Origin of the sequence: Mycolicibacterium wolinskyi (assembly GCF_002101965.1) — a bacterium.
GTDB lineage: Bacteria > Actinomycetota > Actinomycetes > Mycobacteriales > Mycobacteriaceae > Mycobacterium > Mycobacterium wolinskyi.
Genome location: NZ_LQQA01000013.1, coordinates 166,983 through 190,406, shown reverse-complemented (window position 1 = coordinate 190,406; position 23,424 = coordinate 166,983). Strand labels below are relative to the sequence as shown.

Genomic DNA, 23,424 nt, shown 5'->3' with positions numbered 1-23,424 from the left:
GGATGTCGACGCGTAGTCGGGTGGCTGCTGCGTGCTGTGCCGTTCTCACCGCTTCGGGGTGCGCGTTCGACGGAGTGAATGCGCTGCCGTTGCCCGGCACGGTCGGCACTGGTTCGGGTGCCGTGGCTTACCATGTCGAGGTCGCCAATGTCGGCACGTTGGAATCCAATTCACCAGTGATGGTGAACGATGTTGTCGTTGGCGCGGTGGGCCGGATGACTGTCGACGAGTGGCACGCCGACGTCGAGGTGTCGGTGGAGCCTGATGTTGTCGTGCCGGCCAACGCAGTTGCCACGGTCGGGCAGACGAGCTTGCTGGGCTCCATGCACCTGGCCTTGGATCCACCTGTAGGTGAGGAGCCCACTGGGCGACTGCAGGCCGGTTCCACCATTCCGCTGAACCGTTCGTCGACGTATCCGTCGACCGAGCAGACACTGTCGTCGCTGTCGACAGTCGTCAATGGGGGTGGTCTCACCCAGATCGGCGATATCGTTCACAACTTCAATGCCGCGCTCGACGGTCATGCCATACAGATTCGTGACCTCCTCACTCGGATGAACTCTGTGGTGGGGATGCTCGACAACCAGCGCGACAACATCGTTGCGACCATCGCGGCGATGAACCGGCTCGCAGGCACGATGGCCGGGCAACGCGACGTCATCACCAAAGCGCTGGACCGGATACCACCGGCTCTCGAAGTGTTGGTAGAGCAACGACCACAGATCACAACCGCTTTGGAGAAGCTGGGTGCGTTCAGCGACACGGCACATCAGCTGATCAATGATTCTCAGGCGGATCTGGTGCGCAACTTGAAGAACCTTGAACCGACGGTGCGCGCACTGGCCGACGTGGGACCCGATCTCGCGACCGCGTTGTCGTACCTGCCGACCTACCCCTACACCCAGGAGTTCATCGATCGCGGTATCCGAGGCGACTACATGAACCAGTTCATCGTTTTCGACTTCACGATCTCGCGGCTCAAAAGTGGCCTTCTCCTCGGGACACGGTGGGGGCAGCCGGGAGCCTCGTTGGTGCCCGCTCCAGGCGACCCCTGGTACTCGTCCTATACGTTGGACCCGCTCAAGGCTCCAGTGACACCAGTGCCTCGCGAGATCGCTACCATACCGCCCCTGATCGACGGACCAACCGGCGCGACTACCGGCAATGGTGGAGGCAACTGATGCTCACCCGATTTGTCCGCACTCAGCTGATCATCTTCACAATTGCCTCGGTGGTTGGTGTAAGCACCATGGTGTTCGTGTACTTGCAGGCTCCGATGCTGCTCGGAATCGGCCGGATCACAGTCAAATTGGAGCTTCCGACCACCGGTGGTCTGTATCGGTTCTCCAATGTCACCTATCGTGGCGTCGAAGTCGGCAAGGTCACCGAGATCGAGCCGACCCGGGACGGCGCTGTTATCACGATGTCGCTGCAGACGTCGCCGAAGATTCCGTCAGACGTGCAGGCCGATGTGCGCAGCGTGTCCGCGGTCGGCGAACAATACGTGGACCTGCGGCCCCGTACCGACGCCGGGCCGTACCTCGCGGATGGTTCGGTCATCACAGCCGAGAACGCTTCAATCCCACCGCCAGTCGGGCCGATGCTCGACCAGATGGGCGCGTTGGTCGACAGTATCCCTTCAGGCCAGCTCAGTGGACTGCTGGACGAATCGCACAAGGCACTCAATGGAGCTGGATTCGACCTGGGTTCGTTGTTCGACTCGTCGGCGCGTCTGGCCGCCGACGCCGACGGCGTCGGGGACAACACCCGCGCGCTGATCGATGACAGCCAGCCACTGCTGGACGGACAAGCCGATAGCGTCGACGCGATTCGGACGTGGGCGCGCAGTCTGGCGGGGATCACGCAGCAAGTGGCGGATGACGACCCTGCGGTTCGGACCATCCTGCAAACCGGTTCCGGAACTGCCCACGAAGCCTCTCGCTTGCTCGAACAGATCAAGCCGACGTTGCCGGTGCTATTGGCCAATCTGACCACAGTCGGGCAGATCGGCGTGACCTATCACCCGTCGATCGAGCAACTGCTGGTGTTGTTGCCGCCCTACCTTGCTGCCACGCAGTCCTATGGCTCGTCGCTGAATAATCCGACTGGTATGGCGCTGGCGGAGTTCACTCTCACCCTCAATGATCCGCCGGCCTGCACGGTTGGCTTCCTGCCGCCCTCGTCATGGCGATCACCGGCCGATCTCAGCGACGTCGATACTCCCGACGGCCTGTACTGCAAGCTGCCGCAGGACTCCCCGATCGGGGTGCGTGGTGCGCGTAACTTCCCGTGCATGGGGCAGCCAGGCAAGCGGGCGCCGACCGTCGAAATCTGCGAGAGTGACAAGCCGTTCGAGCCGTTGGCGATGCGTCAGCATGTGACCGGGCCGTATCCGGTCGATCCGAATCTCATCGCCCAGGGCGTTCCGCCCGATGACCGGGTCACCCTCGACGAACAGATCTACGGACCGATCGAAGGCACGCCGCCTCCGCAGGGTGGAGCGGTACCGCCCCCGCCGCCGGCGGACGCAGCGGTACCGGCTGCGCCGAGTGCCTTTGCGCCCGGACAACCGGGCCCATCGGTGGCGGTCGCCACGTACAACCCGCAGACGGGGCAATACGCGACCCCGGACGGCAACGTGTACCGCCAGCCTGACCTGGTGACGCCGGCCCCGAAGAACTGGGAAGACCTGCTGCCCAAGTGATTCGGGCCGTCGGCCAGCGCTGCGCCGGCAGCGTCAGGCTTTGACGAGTTTGAACGGCATGTTGATGTAGACCGGTTTGTTCACACCGCAGGCACCACTGGCGCCGGTGGTGATGTCTTCGCCGACCAACGTCGTCGAAGTAGGGTCCGATGTCCCGCCATCCGGGGACATCGCCTTGAACCGGAACACTTGAAGCCCGGGGGCCGTGCTTCCGTCTGGGCACGGTATCCAGTTCTCGACAGTGTGTTTGACGTACCAGACGCCACTCTTCTGGTAGATCGGTGCGGTCCAGCCGAAGGTGCTGTTCACAGTTCCGGTGCACTCGCCCGGATAGCTACATTGGCTGCTGATGGTCCAGGTGCTGCGCAGGCTGTCCTGCTCGTAGAACACCTCATTCTTGCGCGCCCACTCCCCGTTGGAGGTCGCGACATAAGTACCGTTGAGGCCCCATTCCGCGTTGTCCGCGTCGGCGGGCACGCCGGTCGCCACGCTGACGACCGCTGCTGCTGCGGTGGTGGTCAGCAATACGGGGATTCGCAACATCGCCTACTCCTCGGACTGGCCGGCTTCCACGAATTCGGCGGCGCCCGAGGCTAACAGCCGCAGCGGCGGTGGTGGGAGCGATTGTCCGCTGAGTGGACGTAGAGTGTCCCAACCGGGCGACGGTATGCCACAGTCCGCCCTGTGCGATCGACTGTGGTTGCGGCGTTGTTGGCCAGTATGTGCATCGTGCCGACGCTGATGACGCCGGCACGCGCACAGGCTCAGCCCGCGTTATGCGACGAAGCCTCGTGTGTTCCCGGGATCAAGCCGGGGGTGGTACTCGGCGCGCCCTGCGCCGAGACTGCCTACTACGTGTACGGCACGACGTCGTGGGGCCGCTTGGTCTTCTGCGGTTCCCCCCGACGGTATGAGCCGAGGTACTTCCGCTCGCCCTCCATGGCAGGCATCAAGGACTTCGGCTCGGGCTGTGAAGGATACGAGAATTGGGTTGCCCAGGCGCCCGACGGCTTGTTCTTGAGTTGCCACTCGCAGAACGGCGCCGCGCGGTGGGGACGGGGTGACTGATGCGTAGAAGCATCGCGGTGGCATCGGTCGTCGTAGTGTTGTCCGTGCCGTTTCCGGCGCACGCCGACGATCGGGTACTGCATCAGGTCACCTACACAGTGACCGCCGAAAGCCCGGTCACCGCCGACATCTATTACCGCGAGGCCGATCCGCCGACGTGGGCCGAATACAGTCACAATCCATACGTCTTCAGTCCCAAGGCCGAGGTGCGAGTGGGACCCGGCCAGCCGTGGGTGCTCAACGTAATGCTGGCCGATCCCGACCGATGGGCCATGGTGTCGGCCACCAGCGGGCGACTGCCGGCCTCGCCGATGTTCCGTTGTGAGCTGGCGGTCGACGGCGTGGTGATCACTACCGGAGACGGGCCGAAAGGCGCCCTCTGCGCGTTGCGGCATTGGTGAGCACCGTGCCAGTGTGACGCCGCCCACTGGGTGGGAAGAGGACGCTAACATCCGCACCCTCCGGTTTACCGTGCCGGAATGCTGTTACGAAGCAGGACAGAAGAGGCGGGGACAGATGCCGACCTGCTCGCCGAACAAGCCGAAGCCGAAGCTGCCGAGGCAGAGTCAGTGGCGGAGGCGGCCCGCGCCCGCGCCCGCGCGTTGCGGCAGGAGGCGGAGTCCAGCGGAGAGACCCCGACGGACGACGCAGAGGAGCCGGCAGATGTGCATAGCAGCGCTCGCGCACGTCTGCGCTTCCGCAGACCGAGGTGGACGACGGTTGCCGCCTGCCTGGCACTCCTGTGCACCGCAGCATTGCTCGGTGCTAGCGGATACATGACGTGGGAGCATCAGAAGAGGCTTCGGGAGGAGCGCAACCGCGCCGAGTTCACCGCCGCAGCGCGCCAGATCGTCGTCAACTTGATGTCCATCGACTTCAACAACGCCAACGACGACGTCCAGCGCATCATCGACAGTTCCACGGGGCCGTTCAAGGATGACTTCCAGCATGCTGCAGAGGATTTCATCAAGGTAGCTCAGGACGCGAAGGTGACCACGAACGCCACGGCGAACGCTGCGGCAGTGGAGTCGATGACCGACAGTTCGGCAGTTGTGTTGGTGACGGCCTCATCCACGGTGACCAACGCGGCAGGAGCCAAGGACGCTCCCCGTACCTGGCGTCTAAGTGTCGACCTCCAGCGTGACGGAGACCAGATCAAGATGTCCAAGATGGAGTTTGTGCCATGACGGTCGACGGAGCGATCGCAGTCGAAACCGGTGAAGACGCCGGTGAATTCGAGCCGCGTGCCGATGAGCCGAAGACCAACCGGATAAGGCCGGTTCTGCGGGCGACCGCAGCTAGGTGGCGCGTTGTCGTCGTGGTCGCATTGCTCGTCGCATCAGCGTCTTTGGCGACTGTGCTGTACCTCACCCAGTATCGGGTGGACCGGCAGGTCGGAGTTGCGCACGTCCAGCAGGTGATTGACGCCGCGTCAACCGGAACGGTGGCGCTGTTGTCTTATGCGCCGGAAACTCTCGACCAAGACCTGGCGACGGCCAGAGAATCGATGACTGGTGACTTTCTCACGTATTACGGGAAATTCACGTCGGATGTCGTGGCGCCCGCGGTGCGGGACAAGGGCATCAAGGCCACCGCTCAGATCGTCCGGGTCGCCATGATGGAGATGCATCCAGACTCGGCGAAAGTGCTCGTGTTCCTCAACCAGGAGACCGTCAGCCGGGATCGGCCGGATCCGGCGCTCACGGCAAGCAGCGTGGTCGTCAGTTTGACGAAGGTCGACGGCAGCTGGCTAATCTCGGCGTTCGACCCCGTGTGAGCCACGGTCGCCGGAGGTATTCGGCCGAATGAAGACGCCCTCGGCCCGCACCGTGACGTTGCCGTCCGAATCGGTGATCTGGCCAACGGCAAAGGTCTTCGAGCCTTCGTCGCGGTCGGTCCACGCCTCGGCCCGCAGCTGGCCGAGTGTGGTCGGCCGGACGTAGCGGATGATGAGAGTGCCAGTGACAGCGGGGGATTGGTCGCGGTGTGCGGTTGCGCTGAGCACGTGATCGAGGACCAATGCGCACATGCCGCCGTGCACATGCCCGGCCGGGCCCTCATACGGCGCGCCGAGGAACAGGTCGGCGCAGACCCGGCCGTCGGGCCGCTTGTGCACCTCGAGCGGCGGCGCAATGGCATTGCGCAGTCCCATCGCGACGTTGCCCCACACCAGGGGTGTGCCGTCCACGACGTGGCGAAGCCCGTATGAACCCTGATGTAGCCGGGTGCTGAGCAGTTCGACGGCTTCGTCGATGAGGCGGTGAGCCTGCCTCACTGCCTCACCGTCAGCTTCGCTGCGAATCGCGACATCGATCAGGTGTCGCACGGATTGCGTCAGTGGTTCATAAAGGGACCGTTGGTGTTTGGCGTCATGAATGCTGATCGGCTCAGGCATGGCCGCTACCGTCGAACGCTCCGTAGCCGCCTCGGAAGAACAGCAGCGGGGCGCGGTCCTCGTGTGCCCGTAACCCGGTGACCTTGGCGACGACGATGGTGTGGTCGCCAGCAGCATGTTCGAACTCGACGTTGGCCTCAATAGAGGCAAGGGTGCCGGCGAGGGCCGGCGCACCGTTGGCGCCCGCTCGCCAGTCCACGCCTTCGAACTTGTCCGCGCCGCTCGTGGCGAACTGGGCACACATATCGCGCTGGGTGTCGGCGAGGATGTTCACACACACCGACCCGACCGCGCGAATCAACGGCCAGCTCGTCGAGGTGTTGGACGGGCAGAACGACACGTACGGCGGGTCGAGCGAAACCGATGTCACCGACTGGCAGGTGAACCCGATCGGGCGAGAACCGTCGTGAGCGGTGATCACCGCGATGCCGGTGCAGAAATGTCCGAGCACCCGGCGCATTGCCGGCGCAAGTGGTGTGAGCAGTGCTCCGCCTCCGGCTGCGATCGTGTCGTCGGACATACTCCTCCTCGGTGTGCAGGTCATAAATGTCCTGCTTATCTGGGGAATGCCGCAACGCGCTGTCCCGGTCAGCGGTAGTGGCGTCGGTCGCGCCGCTCGCGTGATTGCTAGCCTTGGACAGTGACGGATGCCGCCCATGACGCCGAGCGGCCGAGTTTGTCGCCCACCGCGTGGGCGTTGCTCGGGATGCTGTCGGGCGGCGACGAGCTTTCCGGGTACGACATCAAGAAGTGGATGAACTGGGTGCTCCGCTTCTTCTACCCGAACCCGGCCTACAGTCAGATCTACTCCGAACTCAAGCGGCTCGAACAGCTGGGCCTGGTCACGTCACGGTTGGAAGGCGGCGCCCGCAGCCGGCGGATGTACAAGATCACCGATGCCGGCATGACAGCGGTAACCCGATGGACCAACGAAGAACCCGTCGAGCCACCGACGCTCAAGCACAACACGCTGTTGCGGCTGATCTTCGGTCATCTGACCAACCCGGGTCGGCTCAAGGAACTGCTTGCCGAGCACGTCGAGTACGCCGACCGGATGCAGCGCGAAGCCGCGACCGATGAACGTGGAGCCGCTGCGCACCCGGCATGGTCGTATGCCCGTTTGGCGTTGCAGTGGTCGCAGCGCTATTACGCAGCGGAGCGCGAGCTGGCACAACAATTGATCAAAGACCTCGACGCCGCCGAAGAAGCGTTCGCCAAGGCGGGGATGCAGTGGCCGGTCCGTGAGTTCTGGTACGAGGTCGAGCAGCGGATCACCGCCGAGGAAGAAGAGGGCTGAGACTGCGCGTCAACGCTGTCGCTCAGTCATTCTCCAGCCCGGCCGCGTGCCGCGCGGCAATGTAGCCGAAAACCAAGCCCTGCCCGATGGTGGCGCCGGCACCCGGGTAGCTCGCGCCGAACGCATTGGCAGCGGTGTTGCCGATCGCGTATAGGCCATCGATGACCGAGCCGTCTTCACGCAGCACCCGGGCGTGCGCGTCGGCACGGACACCGCCGCAGGTACCCAGATCACTCAGCACGACCTTGACCGCGTAGAACGGGCCATCGTCAAGCGGGCGCAGATTCGGATTGGGTGTCACGGTCGGATCACCGTAGTAGCGGTCATAGGCGCTCTCCCCTCGGCCGAAGTCGGTGTCCACACCGCTCCGGGCGAGCATGTTGAAACGTCGCATGGTGAAGATCAGCGCCGACGCGTCGACGCCCATGGACCGGGCCAGGTCGGCCAGGTCATCGTTGCGATGCGCGATGCCCGCGTCGTACCAGGTCTGCGGAATCGGCATCCGCGGAAACAGCTCCGCTGCAAGAAGATAGCTGTTGCGGTACTGCTGGTCGAACACCATCCACATGGTGTCGACCGGGTCACCTGAGCGCTCGCGCTCCAGAACCTGCTGTCCGAACGACATATAGTCGGTGGCTTCGTTGATGAACCGGTTGCCGGTCTGGTCCACCAGCAGACATCCTGGCAGGGATCGTTCGGCGAGCATGACCGTCGGCTCGCCGCCCGGTAGCGGTGCGAAGGCGGGGAACCACCAGGCCTGGTCCATCAGTCCGGTGTCGGCACCCAGTTCTTGGGCGATGCGAATGCCGTCGCCGGTGTTGGTCTCGGCGCCCAAGCTCAGCTGATCGCCTAGTGATTCCGACTGAAACTTCCGGCGCCAATCCATCAGATGGTCGAACCCGCCCGTCGCCAGGACCACGCCGCGGCGTGCGGTGACGATGACCTCGACGCCGTTGTGGTTCACCACGGCGCCGTTGACTCGTTCACCGTCAGTCACCAGCTTGACCAGTGAGGAATTGGTCCACACCGGGATCCCGGCACGGAGCACCCCGGCGAACAAGCCGGCGGCCAGTGCTTGACCACCGGCCGCGTAGCGCCGCCGCAAGGCCAGTCCGCCGATACCTTGGAAGGCGCGAAGCAGGATGCGCGGTATGGCTTTTCGCGGAACTCTCGCCATGAGATTCAGCCAGCGGTAATCGGCGCCGGTGACCGGCATGGGGAATGACGACTTCATCACCCCGGGCCGCAGCCGGGCCAGCTCGGTGCCAAGCACTGCGGTGTCGAACGGCCGGCATTCGCATGTGCGCCCGACCGCGCTGCCGCCGGGACGCTCCGGGTGATAGTCCGAATAGCCCTTGGCCCACTGAAATTTCATCGGCGTGGTACGGCGCAGCATTTGCACTGTTGCCGCGCCGTGATCGAGGAAGGCGCGGGCCCGGTCGATCGGAGCGGCATCGCCGACGACAGCATCCAGATAGGTACGCCCGGCCTCCACGGTGTCCTCGGAGCCAGATTCGGTCAAGATCGGGTTGGCCGGCATCCAGAACGCCCCGCCGGAGCGTGCGGTGGACCCGCCGACATACGGTGCCTTCTCCACGATCAGCGTCGACACCCCGAGCTCATGGGCGGTGAGCGCGGCTGCCATACCGGTTCCGGAGCCCACAACCAACAGATCGACAGTGATTTCTTGGAGATCAGTCACCGGCTGATTCTCGGGTTGCTTCGTCGATCGTGTATCGGCTTGGCCCGGTCAGTGGAACATCACCCCGATATGCCAGTCCGCCGGTGTTACAACGGATCTTCCACTGTAGGTACTCGAGACGAGGATGGCCGGTATGACATCGTTGCAGCCCGACGGCGGCGCCGGCGAGGTACGCCAGATCGAGGCGCAGGCCGCGCCGACGCGATTCGCGCGCGGCTGGCACTGCCTGGGCCTGGTCAAGGACCTCGGAGACGGAGAACCGCACGCGATCAATGCGTTCGGCGGCAAGCTCGTGGTTTTCCGTGGAGAAGACGAGAAGATCAATGTGCTGGATTCGTATTGCCGACACATGGGAGGAGATCTCTCCGACGGTGAAGTCAAGGGCAATGAGATCGCTTGCCCGTTCCACGACTGGCGCTGGGGAGGCGACGGACGCTGCAAGCAGATTCCGTACAGCCGCCGGGTGCCCAAGCTCGCGCGTACCGCAACCTGGCCCACCATGGAACAGGACGGCATGCTGTTTGTGTGGAACGACCCCGAGAAGAAGGCGCCACCGGCCGACGTGACGATTCCGCGCATCGAAGGCGTGGGCACCGATAGGTGGACGGACTGGCACTGGTACTCGACGGTGGTCGACACCAACTGCCGCGAGATCATCGACAACGTCGTTGATATGGCGCACTTCTTCTACATCCACGGCGGCCTGCCCACGGGCTTCAAGAACGTCTTCGAGGGCCACGTGGCGACCCAGTACTACAAGAGTGAGGCCCGGCCAGACCTCGGATCGGGTGAGGGCGCCAAGATCCTCGGCACCACTTCGGTGGCCTCCTACCACGGCCCCTCATTCATGGTCGACGATCTCACCTACCACTATCCGCACGGCGATCAACGCACCGTGCTGCTCAACTGCCACTACCCGATCGACCAGAATTCCTTTGTCCTGCAGTACGGGATCACCGTCGAGAAGTCCGAGTCGCTGCCCGACGAGGCAGCGATGCAGATGGCTGTCGCATTGGGCGACTTCGTGAAGATGGGCTTCGAACAAGACGTCGTCATTTGGCGCCGCAAGGCACGCATCGACAACCCCTTGCTCTGTGAAGAGGACGGGCCGGTCTATCAATTGCGCCGCTGGTACGAGCAGTTCTACGTCGACGTGGCCGATGTGACACCAGATATGGTGGACCGCTTCGAGTTCGAGATCGACACCACTCGTCCACGTGAAGCGTGGATGAAGGAGGTCGAGGAGAACATCGCGGCCAATCGCCTGCCGAAGTTGGTCGGGCTGACCAAATGAGTGTCCGACCTGACGACCGGCTCGCTGATGCGCCGATGATGCCGGTCAGCTGCGCGGAGTGTGGTGCGACCGTGCTGGCCCGCAAAAGCAGTTGGGAACAGACCAGCGTGCAGTGGGACGCCGCGGCGACCGGGCGATGTGTGGAGCGGCGACAGACGCGTGAGCAGGCGACCGAATTGCGATCCGGGGTGTTCCTGATGTGTTCGCGGTTACGAGTCTCCATTGAAATGGCCGTGAGGGCAGGCACTTTGCTCGTCCTCGACGGGGTTTAGCTGCAGCGGCGAACACCGCAACTGACAACCCAGATACTCAAGCCCCGCGCTCCTCTCGGAACGCGGGGCCAAAGTTTGTGGGTGCTCAGGCGAACTGAAAAGCACTGAGCGGTGCTTCCTCCGGATAGATCACCGGACCGCCCAGGTCGTATGCCTCGTTCAGCGCACCGATGAAGGCCGGATCGTGCAGCGGCTCAGCCGGAATGTCGAGCTTGATGCCCTTCTTGGCGAGATCGTCGACCATCATGTCGATGGCCCGGTCGATCGTCAGGTCGTCGGAACCGTCCATGTTCTTCTTCAGCTCGTCGTAGTCCTCGAAGACCTCTGCCGACCAGTGGACCAGGAAGCGCAACTCGTCGGTGTGGTGGCGGGCGATGACTTCTTCACCGTTCTTGAGTACCCAATAGTCACGGTCGCACGGATCGCCGGCGAACACTGTGTCGAACGCCAGACCGGCCGGAACTTGCTGCTGCAGTGGACCGTTGGCTTCACCGCGGTGCACCATCATCTCGTTCTGCACCACCACGCCACGGTTGTAGACCGGTGGGAGCACCCGCTTGGGCGCCTTGAGTGGCCCGTCGGGCCAGTAGGTGAACCCGCTACCCTCGTCCAGCGAGAACCAGGTGATCACCTGGGCCATCTTGATCAGATAGTCACCGAACAGTCCCGATTTGCCCATGACGCTGCACAGCCACGTCGGCGCGTTCTCGTGGCGAACTCCACGGAAACTCGGCGAATCGAGATGTCCCGGATCGCGATTCGCGCACGGCCCATTGATGTTGAACAGCATGAGTTCGGGCTTGGCGTATTCGGCCTTCCAGTAACTCTTGGCCATCTCCAAGAACTTCGCGTTGTAGAAGCAGTCATGCAGCTCCGGGTAGAGCACTGCACCGTAGTTGGCCAGATAGCCCCGGAAGGTCGGGGTGAGGAACAGATCCAGGGTCGGCGTGAAACCTTCGGGGAACTTGCCGCTCATCGTCGCCATCAGCTCTTCTGGTGAGGCGAAATGCTGGGCGATGATCAGCCGCCACGGAGCGTCTTTGCGAACCACGTCGAGCAGCCGCTCCCGCTGATCGTCGGTGTAGATGTTGTCGATCTCTTGCGGCGGCGAGGCGGGCCGGAGGATGTCGGACAGCTCCATACGCCGCTCTTCGGTGAGCATTACAGGCACTCCTTACTTCTCAGTTGCGGCGTCGACGAACGCCACCGGTGGGTTCGATTGTGTGCCGAGTCACCGCTGCCAGGACCGGTGATGTCCGGCTATTGGGACGGTAAGTCCAGCCTCAGAAAGGCAGGGGATGGGCGAACTTCGCTCGCAGAAGTGCACCCGTCTCGGCCATCGCCAGGCGGCCGCGTGCGGTGGTTTCGTACCGCATGAGGAAGCCGTGGTAGATGCCCGGGTACCGGGTGACTGTCGTCTGTACCCGGGCATCGCGTAGCCGCGCGGCGTAGCGCTCGCCCCAGTCGCGGATCGGGTCGCACTCGCCGGTGACCACGATCGCCTGGGGAAGTCCGGACAGGTCGGTGGCGTACGCGGGCACCCGATACGTGCTGTGGGCGGCGTCGGACCCCACGTCGGCCAACTCGTGCAGGTAGACGATGTCCTCATGTAGCAGCATCGGTGCCATGGGCATCCCCGTGATGGATCGTGCGCCCATGTCGCGGTCGACGCCGGGATACATCAGCACCTGGGCGAAGATCGAGGGGCCGTCGTGATCGCGCGCGGCCAGCGCGACGGCGGCGGCCAGCCCACCGCCGGCGCTGTCTCCCGCCACGACGAGCCGCTTTGCGTCGACACCGATCTCGGCGGCATGAGTGGCCGCCCACTCGGTCGCTGTGAACGCGTCGTCGAATTGCGCCGGGGACGGATTCTCCGGCGCCAGGCGGTAATCGACGGCGACCACGACCGCTCCGGAGGCTGCGGCCAGCCCGCGAGCGAGCGGCTCGAACGAGTGGTTGCTGCCCATCACCAAACCGCCGCCGTGAAAGTGCACTATCACCGGTGCGGGTTCACTGCACACTTGAGTCGGCCGATAGACGCGTACCGGGATGTGCCGCGCCGATGCCGGCACCGTCCGATCCACGATGTCGGCCATCGGTGGCATATCCGTTGGCAGTGGCGCTGATTCGATCGCCTGTCGGACCGTGTCCAGGCCGCGCTGGCGCATCGGGGTGGCCGGTCCGAGCGCGGCGATGCGGGCGGCAGCGTCTGGATCGAGTGGGGGTCCCTGCGGTGACATCGTCATGTCAGTGTTTGGCCGGATCGAACCGGCGCTCGGTACGCAGTTGCGGCGGTACTTGTGTCGTCAGCACCCGAGCCCGCTCCGCCATCGCCGAACCGACGTACTCGGGCTGGGTCAGCAGATAGAAGTCGCCCCGAGCAGACTGGTCGAAAACCACTTTCGCCGCCTCAACCGGATCCATCGCGGCGGCCTTGATGTCCAGCATCGCTTCTCGTTGCGACTCAGCTGCGTTGACGTCGGCTCCGGTCTGGTCGGCATCCACTCCACCGGCGGCTTCGAAGATATTCGACTTGACGGCGCCGGGCAAAACTGCCTGCACGTGAATGTGGTGGTCGTGGCCGGCCAGTTGTACTTCCAACCGCAGGCATTCGGTGAGTGCCAGCACGGCGTGCTTGCTGATGATGTACGGCGCCTGCAGGGGCACCGCGGCAACTCCACCGATCGAGGACAGGTTCCACACCCATGCCGGAGAATCCGCAGCCATCATCTTGGGAAGGAACGCCCGCACACCGTGAAAGACGCCGCTCACGTTGATATCCATGACCCGATCCCAGTTCGCGACCGGGGTGTCCCACAAATAGCCGAACTGCTCGACGCCCGCGTTGTTCACGAGCAGCCGTACCGGGCCGAGATTCTCGTAGGTGCGGTCGGCCAGGGCGGCCACCGCGTCCGGATCACGTACGTCACACACTTCGGCCACAGCTGAGCCGCCGGCGCCGATCAACTCATCGCGCAGCGCCCGTACTGCGGCCTCGTCGACGTCGGCCAGTACGAGCGTCATTCCGAGTTGGTGTGCATACCGGGCGAGGCCGGCGCCGATACCGGCGCCGGCCCCTGTGATGACGGCGACGCCGCCTTCGAATGTCTCGCGGGCTGAGCTCACGGTTACGCGCTCGCCGTGGCGTCGTCGGGCGCTCCGGGCAAACCGGCACCCTCGAGGGGCTCGGAGTTGGTGACGTCGAGGATGACCTCCAACCTGGTGAACTGCAGGCCGCTTGGAGTGTTGCCGCCTCGCCGCACAGCGACATTGGCGACACCGCTGGAGACGCCGAACGGCACGAAGTTGGTCACCTGGTTGACATAAATGTAGAAGCGGGCGTGCGTCACGGCGTCGTCTCCGTCGCCGTCAACCCCCGTGATGTGCAGGTTGGTCGCATGATGACGCAGTGGGTAGGGGCTGGCCTTGCGGTGCTCGGTGAGCCAGGAAATGACCGCATCGGCTCCGGACAAGTCGGCCGACAGCGCCTCCTCGAACGGGCACGAACCGGAGTCGCTACGGCTGAGGTACACCGCGTCCTCGGCGAACGCGGCGCCTATTTCGGCGTAGTGGGCTTCGTCGTAGTGGAACCAGAAATCGGCGATGAAGTTCTGCAACTCGGATAGCGAGATGGCGGCTGTGCTCACGGTGGTTCTCCCATTGATGTGTCGTCGCAACGATTCTTCGTTCGGAGTCAATCGCTGCGCCGTGATGTCTGACACGGATGTGCCCGGTCAGTGGAACGTCGGTTCCCTCAGCTGGTCTTCCACTTCTCTAGTCGGCGCGCATGCTCGGTGTCGTGGTGGGCGAGTGGCTGCATTGCCGCGGCCATGCCCAACGTCGACTCCAGTACGCCGGTGCGTGATTCCTGTAGTAGACGCTTGGCCATTCGCAGTGCGTGTGGAGGGTTCCTCGCGATCCGGTCGGCGAGATCTTTTGCAACGCCGAGCAATTGGTCATGGGTGACTACCCGGCTGACCAGCCCCCATTCCAGGGCCGTCGACGCGTCGATCCGGTCACCGGTGAAGGTCATCTCGGCCGCCCGTTCGTAGCCAATCGCACGCTGCAGGAACCAGGTGCCGCCGTCGCCGGGTACCAGGCCGATCTGGACGAAACTCTCGGCGAAAGATGCTCGCTCCGAGGCGATACGGATGTCGCACATGGCTGCCAGGTCGCAGCCGGCCCCGATGGCCGCTCCGTTGACCGCCGCAATGATCGGCACCTCCAATCTGGCCAGAGCCCTAGGGATGCGCTGGATACCGTCGACGTAGGCGTATCGCTGATCGATCGCGTCGAGGCCGAACATGCCTTGCCGACCGGCCATCTCTTTGACGTTGCCACCGGCGGAGAAGATCTTGCCCTCTCCGGTCAGAATGACGGCGCGCACGGTCGTGCTCAGGTTGGCGGTGTCGACTGCGGCCTCGAACGCGGCGATGAATGACCTGTCGGTGATCGCGTTGCCGACGTGGGGCAAGCTGATGGTCCAAATCTGAACCGCACCCGAATCGTCGATCTTCAGAGGAGTCATGCGGGTAGTTGCAGGGACTTCACCTGCAGATATTCCTCGAACCCGATGCGACCCAGCTCGCGACCGATGCCTGACTTCTTGTAACCGCCGAACGGTGCTGCCGGGTTGTACTTACCGCCGTTGATGTCGAGCTGGCCGGTCTGCACTGCTTTCGCGAATGAGATGGCGGTGTCGTCGTCAGCGGCCCAAACCGCGCCCGACAGGCCGTAGGGCGTCCCGTTCGCGATGCGTAGCGCATCGTCGGTGTCTTCAAACGGGATGACCGCGAGAACGGGACCGAACACTTCTTCTTGTGCCAGTTCGGAATCCGGGTCGACATCGGCGAACACCGTTGGGGCGATGTAGTAGCCGGTATCGCGGATCTTGTCCGCGCCTCCCACCACCAAGCGAGAGCCATCCCGCTTGGCGCGCTCGATGAAACCCCGCACGGTTTCGAACTGGGACTGTGACGCCGACGGCCCGATCCGAGTCACGGGATCCCACGGGTCTCCCACCGTGTACCTCGGCACGGCCGCCTCGATGAGGTCCAGTGCTTCGCCGTAACGGGCCTGTGGAACCAACATCCGCGTCCAGGCCATGCAGGTTTGTCCACCGTTGAGAAACGCGTTGCCGACCCCTACCTTGACGGCCGTCGCCAGGTCGCCGCCCTCGAGGATGACGTTGGCGGACTTGCCACCTAGCTCCAGCGCGACTTTCTTGATTGTCTTGCCGGCCAGCTCTCCCACCCGGCTGCCTACGCCGGTCGAGCCGGTGAAGGACACGAAGTCGACGTCTGGGTGTTCTGACAGTCGTTCACCGATCACCCGGCCGGGTCCCGATACCAGGTTGACCACGCCGGGTGGCAGTCCGGCGTCCTGGAGGGTTTCGACGAACTCGAACACCGAAAGTGGCGCCTCATTGCTGGGTTTGAGAACGACGGTGCAGCCTGCCGCGATGGCAGGTAGGACCTTGGCTACCACTTGGTAAAGCGGGTAGTTCCACGGCGTGATAGCCGCGACGACCCCATAGGGTTCACGTACCACCAGCGAGTTGCCGATGCGTTCTTCAAACTCGAAAGCCTCGAGCGCATCTGCGAATCCGTGTGCGACTGCCAGCGGAACCTGGGTTTGCACGGTCTGTGCGATGCGGATCGGTGCGCCCATTTCGCGCGTGATGGTCTCGGCAATATGCGGCAGGCGCTTCTCCATCGCCTCGATCACCCGGGAGAGCCGTCGGCGGCGCTCCTCGATGCCTATCGACGGGTCGAACGCGCGCCGCGCGGAGACGACGGCGGCGTCGACATCCTCGATCGACCCGCTCGGAACATGACCGATCACCTGCTCGGTCGCCGGGTCGATGACGTCGATGATGTCAGTGCCGGCGGCCTTGACCCATTGGCCGTCGATGAACAGCTCGTCACGGTCGTAGTTGTACATGTTGGGCTTCCTTCGGTCAGGGAACGACGCTTGTGCGCACGTCGCGCTTGCCGTCGGCAGCGGCGAACGCATCGTTGATGTTGTCGAGCGAATAACACGCCGCGGCAAGGCGTTCGAACGGCAGCCGGTCCCGATACGCATCGAGGAAGGCCAGCGCGCGCGACAGCACGGCCGGGTCGTACAACGAGACGCCGACCATGGTCTTGTTGGCGAAGACGAAGCGAGATGGGTCGAATTCGAAAGTCTTGCCGATGTTGATGTTGCCGATCTCGACGTAGCGGCCGAATTGGCCCAGCATCTTGATGCCTTCGTCGATAGCCGAGGGGTGGCCGACCACTTCGACGACCACATCGGCCCCATGACCACCGGTAAGGCTCCGGACGATCTTGGTGCGCTCTTTGTCGGTGGTCGCCTCGGTGATGTCGATGACGGCGTCGGCGCCGAACTCCTTGGCGACCTCAAGGCGTTCGGGCACCCCGTCGATCGCGATCACCGGACCCGCACCGTGGGCCTTGGCAACGGCCACCGCGTACAGGCCTAAGGCACCAGCACCCTGCACGACAACGGATTCGCCGAGCTGTAAGTCGACCCGCTCCAGGCCGTACATCACTTGCGACAGCGCACAGTTGGCTCCCGCGGCGATCTCGTCGGAGACCTGGTCGGGAACGGTGTAGACCACCGCCCCTGCCGGCAGCAGGTAGTAATCGCCGTAACCGCCGACGAAGTATGGGGTCTCGTCTGCGCGACCCAGCATGGCCATCTTCAGGTTCAGGCAGGCGTTGCGCCGGCCGGCCAGGCAGTTGCGGCAGGTATGGCATGGGAAGAAGTACGGGAATACGACCCTGGTACCCGGTGCGAGCGGTTTACCGTTGGAGTCAGCGGTGACACCGCTTCCGAGCGCTTCGATGGCGCCGACCATCTCGTGGCCGAGCACGGTGGGAAGCTGCCCACCCAACCCGCGGGTGGCGAACGTGCCATGCCAGGCATGCAAGTCAGAGCCACAGATGTTGACGCGGCTGACCTTGATCAGGATCTCTCCCGGCCCTACCTCCGGGAGAGTAACGGTTTCGATCTCGAACGGTTTGCCCGGCTCGTCGAATCGGGCGATACGTCCCGTGAACACTGTTGGCACAGTCCTTTCGGTGGCTGGTGGATTCTGCTCAGCGAGCGACGTCGAACTGGTCGCGCAACACGCGCTTGAGCAACTTGCCGCTGGGGTTCTTCGGGAGCGAGTCGACGAAGAAGACGTGTTTGGGTGTCTTGAATCCGGCCAGATGCGACCGGCAGTGCGTCACGATGTCCTCTTCGGTCAGTTCGGCACCGTCGCGGGTGACCACCGCGGCGACCACAGCCTCCACCCATACTGGGTGAGGAAGGCCGAACACCGCGACCTCCTCCACTCCCGGGTGTCGGTAGAGGACCTCCTCGACCTCCCGGCTCGCGACGTTCTCGCCGCCGGTTTTTATCATGTCCTTCTTGCGGTCCACGACGTGCAGGAGACCGTGCTCGTCGTAGTAGCCCAAGTCGCCCGAATGGAACCAGCCACCGCGGAACGCCTCGGCGGTTTTCGCTGAGTCGTCGAGATAACCGAGCATCAGGTGCGGGCTCCGGTGCGCGATCTCGCCGACGACGCCGGTGCCTACCGCCGCGTCGTTTTCGTCGAGAATCGCGGTCTCGACGTTGATCACCGGGCGACCGGCAGACCCGGCGTGCGTGTCCTGCTCGTCGGGGCCGAGTGCCGATGCCAGCGGCGCCATCTCGGTTTGGCCGTAGAAATTCCACAGTCGCAGGTTCGGTAGCCGCTCACGCAGCTCGGCCAGAATCTCTATCGGCATCGCCGACGCGCCGTAATAACCCTTACGCAAGGTGGACAGGTCGACCTGGTCGAACACGGCGCAGCGAAGCAGTGAAATCCACACCGTAGGCGGAGCGAAATAGTTTGTGACGCCATATTTTTCGATCGAGCGGAGCACCATCTCCGGTTCCGGCCGCGACAGGATGATGCTGGTCGCTCCCAGGTAGACGTCGGTGATCAGGAAGTTGTCCAGCTGTGCGCAGTGATAGAGCGGCAGGGAATGAGCCTCGACGTCGGTACTCTCCATGGAGCCGGCGATGATCGTGCTGATGTAGTTGCCCATCAGACTGCGACTGGAATGCATCGCGCCCTTGGGATGCGACTCAGTCCCGCTGGTGTACATCAATCGAATCAACTGATCGTCGGCGACGTGCGGGTTCGGCGCGGGTGACGTCGTGGCAAGCCAGTGGCTGAAATCGACCCAGCCATCCGGGGTGGCCTGTCCGGGCAGCGTCAGGGCGACCTTGGTGGCGATCGCGCCGCCCAACTGCATCGCGTGCGCGGCAGTATCGGAAAGCTCCGCTTCGACGATGAACCCGCTGGCCTTGCTGTGGTCGAGGATGAACGAGATCTCTTCGGCGGTCAGCATGAAATTGATCGGGACGAACACCACCGCGGCGCGGGCGGTGGCGAATGCCAGCACCGCGTACTGCCAGCAGTTGTGCGCCAGGATGGCGACCCGGTCACCTGGGCTAAAACCATTGTCTTGCAACGCCGCAGCCGCACGATCGACCATATGCTCGAACTCGGCGAACGTCAGAGTGACGTCACCGTCGATGATCGCGACTTTGTCTGGGTGCCGACGGGCCGAACGACGCGGGATCTCACCGACCGCGTGGCTGCGCGCCGATGCGAGCACGGCATTCAGGTCGTCCATGTCGGTGACCCTAGGCCGCTCCGGCGATTACGGGCCAAGCCGCGTCCCGCTCAGTAGACACGACGCCCCTCCTTGCCGGGCGTCGATCAGATACTCGCAAGACGAGCAAGGAGGTTCGATGACGACCGATGCGACCGTGACGGCGGCCGACATAGCGGTGGATCCCGAGGAACTGCGCGCGAATCTGCTGCGGGCCGATGCGGGAGTGCTGGTGGCGGTGTTGGCGCAGCTCACCGGTGATGCCGCGGTTGTCGATCGCTTCGGATCCCGCATCTCGCATGTGCCCGATCCGCCGGAGCGCATCGGCGTCACGGATGAGGCGACCGTCAACGAATTGGCGGACGCCGTGATCGCAGCCATGAGCGCACCCCGGCCCGGGGGTGCATTGCCTGCTGACGACCCGGAGCTGTTCCTGCGGATTGCCCCACTGGCCCTCGGCTCCGAGGTCGGCCGGGAATATGCGGGCCTGCTGTTGGAGCAGGGCGGTTTCCATCCCTCGCAGCCAGTGCTGCCCCGGACCGCGAAACTGCCCGATGGCTTCAAGGTCGTCATTGTCGGGGCCGGCATCGCCGGTATAGCGGCGGCGTTGGAACTGGCGGCGGCCGGGATCGATTACGAGATCATCGACCGCAACGACGAGGTCGGGGGCACCTGGTACACCACGGTTTACCCGGGTATCGGCGTCGACACTCCGTCGGCGTACTACTCGCTGTCGCGGGATGTCAAGGGGGATTGGTCGAGCTACTACCCTCAGGGTGCCGAGTACCAGAAGTACCTGGTGACGGTCGCCGACAAGAACGGTCTGCGCCAGCGCACCCGATTCGGTACCGAAGTTCGGGCGCTGCGGTGGGACGCCGAGCGGCATCAGTGGGAGATCCGTACCGTCGGACCGGGCGGTGCACGAGAGGTCAGCTACGCCAACGTCGTTCTCCCGGCCGCCGGTTACCTGAACCGCCCCCGCTGGCCTGAACTGAAGGGCAGGGAGACCTTCGCCGGCGTGAGTATCCATTCTGCGCAATGGGATCCTGACCTCGATCTGACTGGGAAGAAGGTCGCGGTCATCGGCGCGGGCTGTACTGCGGTGCAGATCGTCGACGCTTGCGTCGACCAAGTGGAACGTCTGACGGTGTTCCAACGGCAACCGCACTGGGTCGCACCGCGCAAGCGGCTGTCCGATGACGTGCCCGAACACCGTCGCTGGCTCAACACCCACGTTCCGTTCTACGTCAACTGGACCCGCCTGAAGTCGTTCTGGGGCACGGCTGACAACAACTATCCGGTCATCGTCCGTGATCCGGAATGGGCGGCCGAACACCTTTCGATCTCGCCGGCCAACGATGTGTTGCTGAAGATGTGTCTCGATTACATCGAGCGAACCTTCGGCGCCGACACCGAACTGGCCAGAAAGGTCACCCCTGACTTCGCGCCATACGGCAAGCGGATCATCCGTGATCCAGGCGGCTACTACGCGGCGCTCGCGAAACCACATGTCGACGTCGAGGCGGCCGAGCCGGCCGAAGTCAACGAACGCGGCATCATCGCCCAGGACGGCCGCCAGATCGACCTCGACGTCATCATCTATGCCACCGGCTACTACCTGGATTTCCTGTCCACCGTGGACATCCAGGGCCGTGACGGAGTCAAATTGGCCGACGTGTGGGGCGACAGCCCCAGCGCGTACCGGGGCGGTATGGTGCCCGGATTCCCGAACATGTTCATCTCATCGGCGCCCAACTACAGCCCCGGGCACGGGGCCGGCCACAACTTCGGTGTCGAGGTGATGGTGCATTACGTCATGGAATGCCTGCAGCTGATGGCGCTACGTGACGCCAGGACGATCGAGGTGCGGCCGGAGGCGTTCGCCGACTACGTCCGCGAAATCGACGAGACAATGGCCAACACCGTGTGGTGCCACACCCCGACGGCGCACACCTACTACCGATCGGGTGGCGGCCGAATCGTCACGGCCTTCCCGTTCCGTCTGATCGACGTGTGGCAGAGCCACCGCGCCCCCATCGAAGAGGATCTCGTCGTCGAATGAGTGACCTGCTCAGTGGCAAAACAGCGTTGGTGACCGGCAGTAGCCGGGGTATCGGACGAGCAGTCGCCCAGCGACTGGCAGCGGAAGGCGCCACCGTCGCGGTGACGGCGCGGTCCTACGAACCCTCCCTGTCGACGCGGGCGGGGGAGACGACGGCCTTGCCGGGCACGATCGGTGAGACCATCGAGCTCATCGAATCCGCGGGCGGCAAGGCCTTTGGCATCGCGGCCGACCTCGGAGACGTGGATCAGCGGGCAGGGTTGGTCGATAAAGTCGTCGAGCGCACCGGCGGCATCGACATTCTTGTCAACAACGCCGGCTTCGCCGACTACTCCGTGATCGAAGACATGCCGATGGAAACGTTCGAACGTACCGTCGAGCATTACGTACGGACCCCATTCGTGTTGACGCAGTGCGCCATTCCGCACATGCGGTCCCGGGGAGCCGGGTGGATCGTCAACATCGGCTCGGTGACCGGGCTCGCCCCGGTGCGCCCCTACCGCGAATACAACAAGACCTCAGGCGATGTTGTCTACGCGTCGATGAAGGCCGCATTGCACCGGTTCACCCAAGGGATTGCCGCCGAACTGGTCGACGCCAATATCGCGGTCAACTGTGTGGGTCCCTCCACCGCAGTACGCACTCCCGGTGCGGCGCAGTTGATTCCGGACACATTTCCGACGGAGCCGGTGGAGTATCTCGCCGAGACCGTGCTGGCGATGTGTCATCTACCGGCCGCAGAGCGCACCGGTCTGGTCGCCTTCAGTCTGCATTACCCGTGGTCGCAGAACCTCACGGTGCACACCCTGGACGGCGGTTCCGTGCTGCCGCCGCTGGAACCGCCGGCCGCCGCCAACCCGAACATCTTGCCCGGCGGTATGTGACCAGCTAGGTCAGCACGCGGTCGGCGCTGACGCAGAAACTGTGGCAGACCCGGTCACGAATGATCACATCAGTCGTTTCCGGGTCGAACCAGCGATCGACGACCGCCCAATGGATGGGGTGCATGAGGTACGGGCCCATGAGTCCGTCGACGTCGGAGAACTCCTGCTCGAACACATGCGTCCAGGCCGAAGTCCCAACCGATTCGAGCACCCGGCTGAGCTGCCAGGCGCGGATCGTCTCCACGTACCGTGGCATGGCCGACAACTCGGCTTCGAAACGCGCAATGGTGTCGCGATCTGTTCCGGGTGCGACCCTGAGCAACAATGTTCGGTAGACACTACCCGGACTGCCGGTGGTGACGGGCGTCCCCGCGTAGGCCACCCCGTTGATGCGGGTGATCGCGGGATCGTCGAGAACTGCGAGGAATGCGTCCGCGGCGCTCTGCCATTGGGATACGTCGTAGAAGCGGAGGTGAGCCAGGACATCGCCACCGTTGCGGGAACCACGATCGGTGTGCTCGACGATCCACCGGTCTGCGCCGGTGGCCGCCGCCGCCGCCCGGATATCCGTCACCAGACGGTCACGGTTATCGGGTTCGACGTCCAGCAGGCGGGTGACGCTATACACCGCTGTGTCCGTCCAGCGCGCAGAGGGCGTCCACATCGTCAGCTGACGCAGCAACCGAGCGTGATCGCTCGTGCACCAATTCTCCTATGTCCGTCCACCATTCACCCAGTGCGGGGTCCGGCCGGCCCTTCCACGTCATCTGCCACCAGGCCAGTGGGCTGGGCAGGGTCCACGTCACGGTGACGGTGTTGGGTGCATCGTCGAACCAGATCGGTGGGCTGACCAGGACGTGCTCCAAAGTCATGCCGCGATCGCGGGCGCCCGGGGCGTACTCGGCGAGGTAGCGGCCGACGAACTCCCGGGCCCGGCCGGGTTTGGTGAGCACCCGGTCGACGACATAGACGACCTTCTTGACTTCATCGTCGGCCATGGAACTCAGGTTAGGGATCAGGTCGCCGTCGTGCCGGGCGCGCTCCCGTCCATCGGGACAACGCCGATGCCGCCGTGTGGTGCCGTGGAACGGT

Annotated in this window: 25 protein-coding genes; 11 read left to right on the top strand and 14 right to left on the bottom strand. The window is 64.1% G+C overall.

Annotated elements, in window-relative coordinates:
- The first annotated feature begins 2 nt into the window (after positions 1 to 2).
- Positions 3 to 1,181, top strand: coding sequence for an MCE family protein (locus tag AWC31_RS12935; protein ID WP_085144801.1), 1,179 nt, complete (start codon positions 3 to 5; stop codon positions 1,179 to 1,181).
- A complete protein-coding gene (locus tag AWC31_RS12930; RefSeq protein ID WP_085144624.1) occupies positions 1,181 to 2,704 on the top strand; it encodes an MCE family protein in 1,524 nt (507 codons plus the stop codon). Before AWC31_RS12935 ends, AWC31_RS12930 begins: the two co-directional genes overlap by 1 nt.
- A gap of 33 nt (positions 2,705 to 2,737) precedes the next feature.
- Here AWC31_RS12930 and AWC31_RS12925 read toward each other — a convergent pair whose 3' ends face one another.
- Positions 2,738 to 3,247: an Rv2253/PknI dimerization domain-containing protein gene (locus AWC31_RS12925; RefSeq protein WP_085144623.1), complete on the bottom strand. Its 510-nt coding sequence runs from the start codon at positions 3,245 to 3,247 to the stop codon at positions 2,738 to 2,740.
- Positions 3,248 to 3,424: 177 nt separating this feature from the next.
- Between AWC31_RS12925 and AWC31_RS12920 the strand changes: the two genes are divergently transcribed.
- The 4 genes from AWC31_RS12920 to AWC31_RS12905 all read left to right on the top strand — a co-directional run bounded on the left by AWC31_RS12920 (position 3,425) and on the right by AWC31_RS12905 (position 5,549).
- Positions 3,425 to 3,772, top strand: a complete 348-nt coding sequence (locus tag AWC31_RS12920) for a hypothetical protein (protein ID WP_085144799.1) — start codon at positions 3,425 to 3,427, stop codon at positions 3,770 to 3,772.
- Positions 3,772 to 4,173 (top strand): Rv2576c family protein, encoded by a 402-nt coding sequence (locus tag AWC31_RS12915; protein ID WP_085144622.1) that lies wholly within the window; start codon positions 3,772 to 3,774, stop codon positions 4,171 to 4,173. Before AWC31_RS12920 ends, AWC31_RS12915 begins: the two co-directional genes overlap by 1 nt.
- Positions 4,174 to 4,251: 78 nt before the next feature.
- A complete protein-coding gene (locus tag AWC31_RS12910) occupies positions 4,252 to 4,959 on the top strand; it encodes an Rv1363c family protein (protein ID WP_085144621.1) in 708 nt (235 codons plus the stop codon).
- On the top strand, positions 4,956 to 5,549 hold the full coding sequence (locus tag AWC31_RS12905; RefSeq protein WP_085144620.1) for a hypothetical protein: 594 nt from the start codon (positions 4,956 to 4,958) through the stop codon (positions 5,547 to 5,549). Before AWC31_RS12910 ends, AWC31_RS12905 begins: the two co-directional genes overlap by 4 nt.
- On the opposite strand, the gene AWC31_RS12900 is transcribed toward AWC31_RS12905, so the two are convergent.
- Positions 5,523 to 6,167, bottom strand: coding sequence for a PaaI family thioesterase (locus AWC31_RS12900; protein WP_085144619.1), 645 nt, complete (start codon positions 6,165 to 6,167; stop codon positions 5,523 to 5,525). The genes AWC31_RS12905 and AWC31_RS12900 overlap by 27 nt on opposite strands.
- Complete coding sequence (locus AWC31_RS12895) at positions 6,160 to 6,687, bottom strand: flavin reductase family protein (RefSeq protein WP_085144618.1); 528 nt, start codon at positions 6,685 to 6,687, stop codon at positions 6,160 to 6,162. The genes AWC31_RS12900 and AWC31_RS12895 overlap by 8 nt, the downstream gene beginning before the upstream one ends.
- A gap of 120 nt (positions 6,688 to 6,807) precedes the next feature.
- Between AWC31_RS12895 and AWC31_RS12890 the strand changes: the two genes are divergently transcribed.
- Entirely contained in the window at positions 6,808 to 7,464 is a 657-nt protein-coding gene (locus AWC31_RS12890; protein ID WP_085144617.1) for a PadR family transcriptional regulator, read from the top strand.
- A 22-nt stretch (positions 7,465 to 7,486) separates the two neighbouring features.
- Here the strand turns inward: AWC31_RS12890 and AWC31_RS12885 are convergent, their stop codons facing one another.
- Positions 7,487 to 9,166: a 3-ketosteroid-delta-1-dehydrogenase gene (locus AWC31_RS12885; RefSeq protein ID WP_085144616.1), complete on the bottom strand. Its 1,680-nt coding sequence runs from the start codon at positions 9,164 to 9,166 to the stop codon at positions 7,487 to 7,489.
- Between the two features lie 133 nt (positions 9,167 to 9,299).
- Here AWC31_RS12885 and AWC31_RS12880 point away from each other — a divergent pair, with 133 nt between their 5' ends.
- Positions 9,300 to 10,460: a 3-ketosteroid-9-alpha-monooxygenase, oxygenase component gene (locus tag AWC31_RS12880; RefSeq protein ID WP_085144798.1), complete on the top strand. Its 1,161-nt coding sequence runs from the start codon at positions 9,300 to 9,302 to the stop codon at positions 10,458 to 10,460.
- Positions 10,457 to 10,732, top strand: coding sequence for a ferredoxin (locus tag AWC31_RS12875; protein WP_085144615.1), 276 nt, complete (start codon positions 10,457 to 10,459; stop codon positions 10,730 to 10,732). Before AWC31_RS12880 ends, AWC31_RS12875 begins: the two co-directional genes overlap by 4 nt.
- Before the next feature lie 85 nt (positions 10,733 to 10,817).
- Here the strand turns inward: AWC31_RS12875 and AWC31_RS12870 are convergent, their stop codons facing one another.
- The 8 genes from AWC31_RS12870 to AWC31_RS12835 form a co-directional block, all read right to left on the bottom strand.
- Positions 10,818 to 11,894, bottom strand: coding sequence for a hypothetical protein (locus tag AWC31_RS12870; RefSeq protein WP_085144614.1), 1,077 nt, complete (start codon positions 11,892 to 11,894; stop codon positions 10,818 to 10,820).
- A 121-nt stretch (positions 11,895 to 12,015) separates the two neighbouring features.
- The gene (locus AWC31_RS12865; protein ID WP_374213923.1) at positions 12,016 to 12,972 is read right to left on the bottom strand and encodes an alpha/beta hydrolase fold domain-containing protein; all 957 of its coding nucleotides are present in this window, start codon (positions 12,970 to 12,972) and stop codon (positions 12,016 to 12,018) included.
- A gap of 7 nt (positions 12,973 to 12,979) precedes the next feature.
- Positions 12,980 to 13,858, bottom strand: coding sequence for an SDR family oxidoreductase (locus AWC31_RS12860; RefSeq protein WP_085144612.1), 879 nt, complete (start codon positions 13,856 to 13,858; stop codon positions 12,980 to 12,982).
- Positions 13,859 to 13,860: 2 nt separating this feature from the next.
- The gene (locus tag AWC31_RS12855; protein WP_085144611.1) at positions 13,861 to 14,379 is read right to left on the bottom strand and encodes a nuclear transport factor 2 family protein; all 519 of its coding nucleotides are present in this window, start codon (positions 14,377 to 14,379) and stop codon (positions 13,861 to 13,863) included.
- A 107-nt stretch (positions 14,380 to 14,486) separates the two neighbouring features.
- On the bottom strand, positions 14,487 to 15,260 hold the full coding sequence (locus tag AWC31_RS12850; RefSeq protein ID WP_085144610.1) for a crotonase/enoyl-CoA hydratase family protein: 774 nt from the start codon (positions 15,258 to 15,260) through the stop codon (positions 14,487 to 14,489).
- A complete protein-coding gene (locus AWC31_RS12845; protein WP_085144609.1) occupies positions 15,257 to 16,675 on the bottom strand; it encodes an aldehyde dehydrogenase family protein in 1,419 nt (472 codons plus the stop codon). Before AWC31_RS12845 ends, AWC31_RS12850 begins: the two co-directional genes overlap by 4 nt.
- 16 nt (positions 16,676 to 16,691) lie before the next feature.
- Positions 16,692 to 17,798, bottom strand: coding sequence for a zinc-binding dehydrogenase (locus tag AWC31_RS12840; protein ID WP_085144608.1), 1,107 nt, complete (start codon positions 17,796 to 17,798; stop codon positions 16,692 to 16,694).
- Positions 17,799 to 17,835: 37 nt separating this feature from the next.
- On the bottom strand, positions 17,836 to 19,407 hold the full coding sequence (locus tag AWC31_RS12835) for an acyl-CoA synthetase (protein ID WP_085144607.1): 1,572 nt from the start codon (positions 19,405 to 19,407) through the stop codon (positions 17,836 to 17,838).
- A gap of 118 nt (positions 19,408 to 19,525) precedes the next feature.
- Here AWC31_RS12835 and AWC31_RS12830 point away from each other — a divergent pair, with 118 nt between their 5' ends.
- Positions 19,526 to 21,448 carry a flavin-containing monooxygenase gene (locus AWC31_RS12830; protein ID WP_085144606.1) on the top strand — a complete coding sequence of 641 codons (1,923 nt, stop codon included), beginning with the start codon at positions 19,526 to 19,528 and terminating at the stop codon, positions 21,446 to 21,448.
- Positions 21,445 to 22,332 carry an SDR family oxidoreductase gene (locus tag AWC31_RS12825; protein ID WP_085144605.1) on the top strand — a complete coding sequence of 296 codons (888 nt, stop codon included), beginning with the start codon at positions 21,445 to 21,447 and terminating at the stop codon, positions 22,330 to 22,332. The genes AWC31_RS12830 and AWC31_RS12825 overlap by 4 nt, the downstream gene beginning before the upstream one ends.
- Before the next feature lie 4 nt (positions 22,333 to 22,336).
- Here the strand turns inward: AWC31_RS12825 and AWC31_RS12820 are convergent, their stop codons facing one another.
- Together AWC31_RS12820 and AWC31_RS12815 are read right to left on the bottom strand one after the other, a co-directional pair.
- Complete coding sequence (locus tag AWC31_RS12820; protein ID WP_085144604.1) at positions 22,337 to 22,960, bottom strand: Dabb family protein; 624 nt, start codon at positions 22,958 to 22,960, stop codon at positions 22,337 to 22,339.
- Complete coding sequence (locus AWC31_RS12815; RefSeq protein WP_085144603.1) at positions 22,953 to 23,330, bottom strand: hypothetical protein; 378 nt, start codon at positions 23,328 to 23,330, stop codon at positions 22,953 to 22,955. The genes AWC31_RS12820 and AWC31_RS12815 overlap by 8 nt, the downstream gene beginning before the upstream one ends.
- Positions 23,331 to 23,424: the final 94 nt, after the last annotated feature.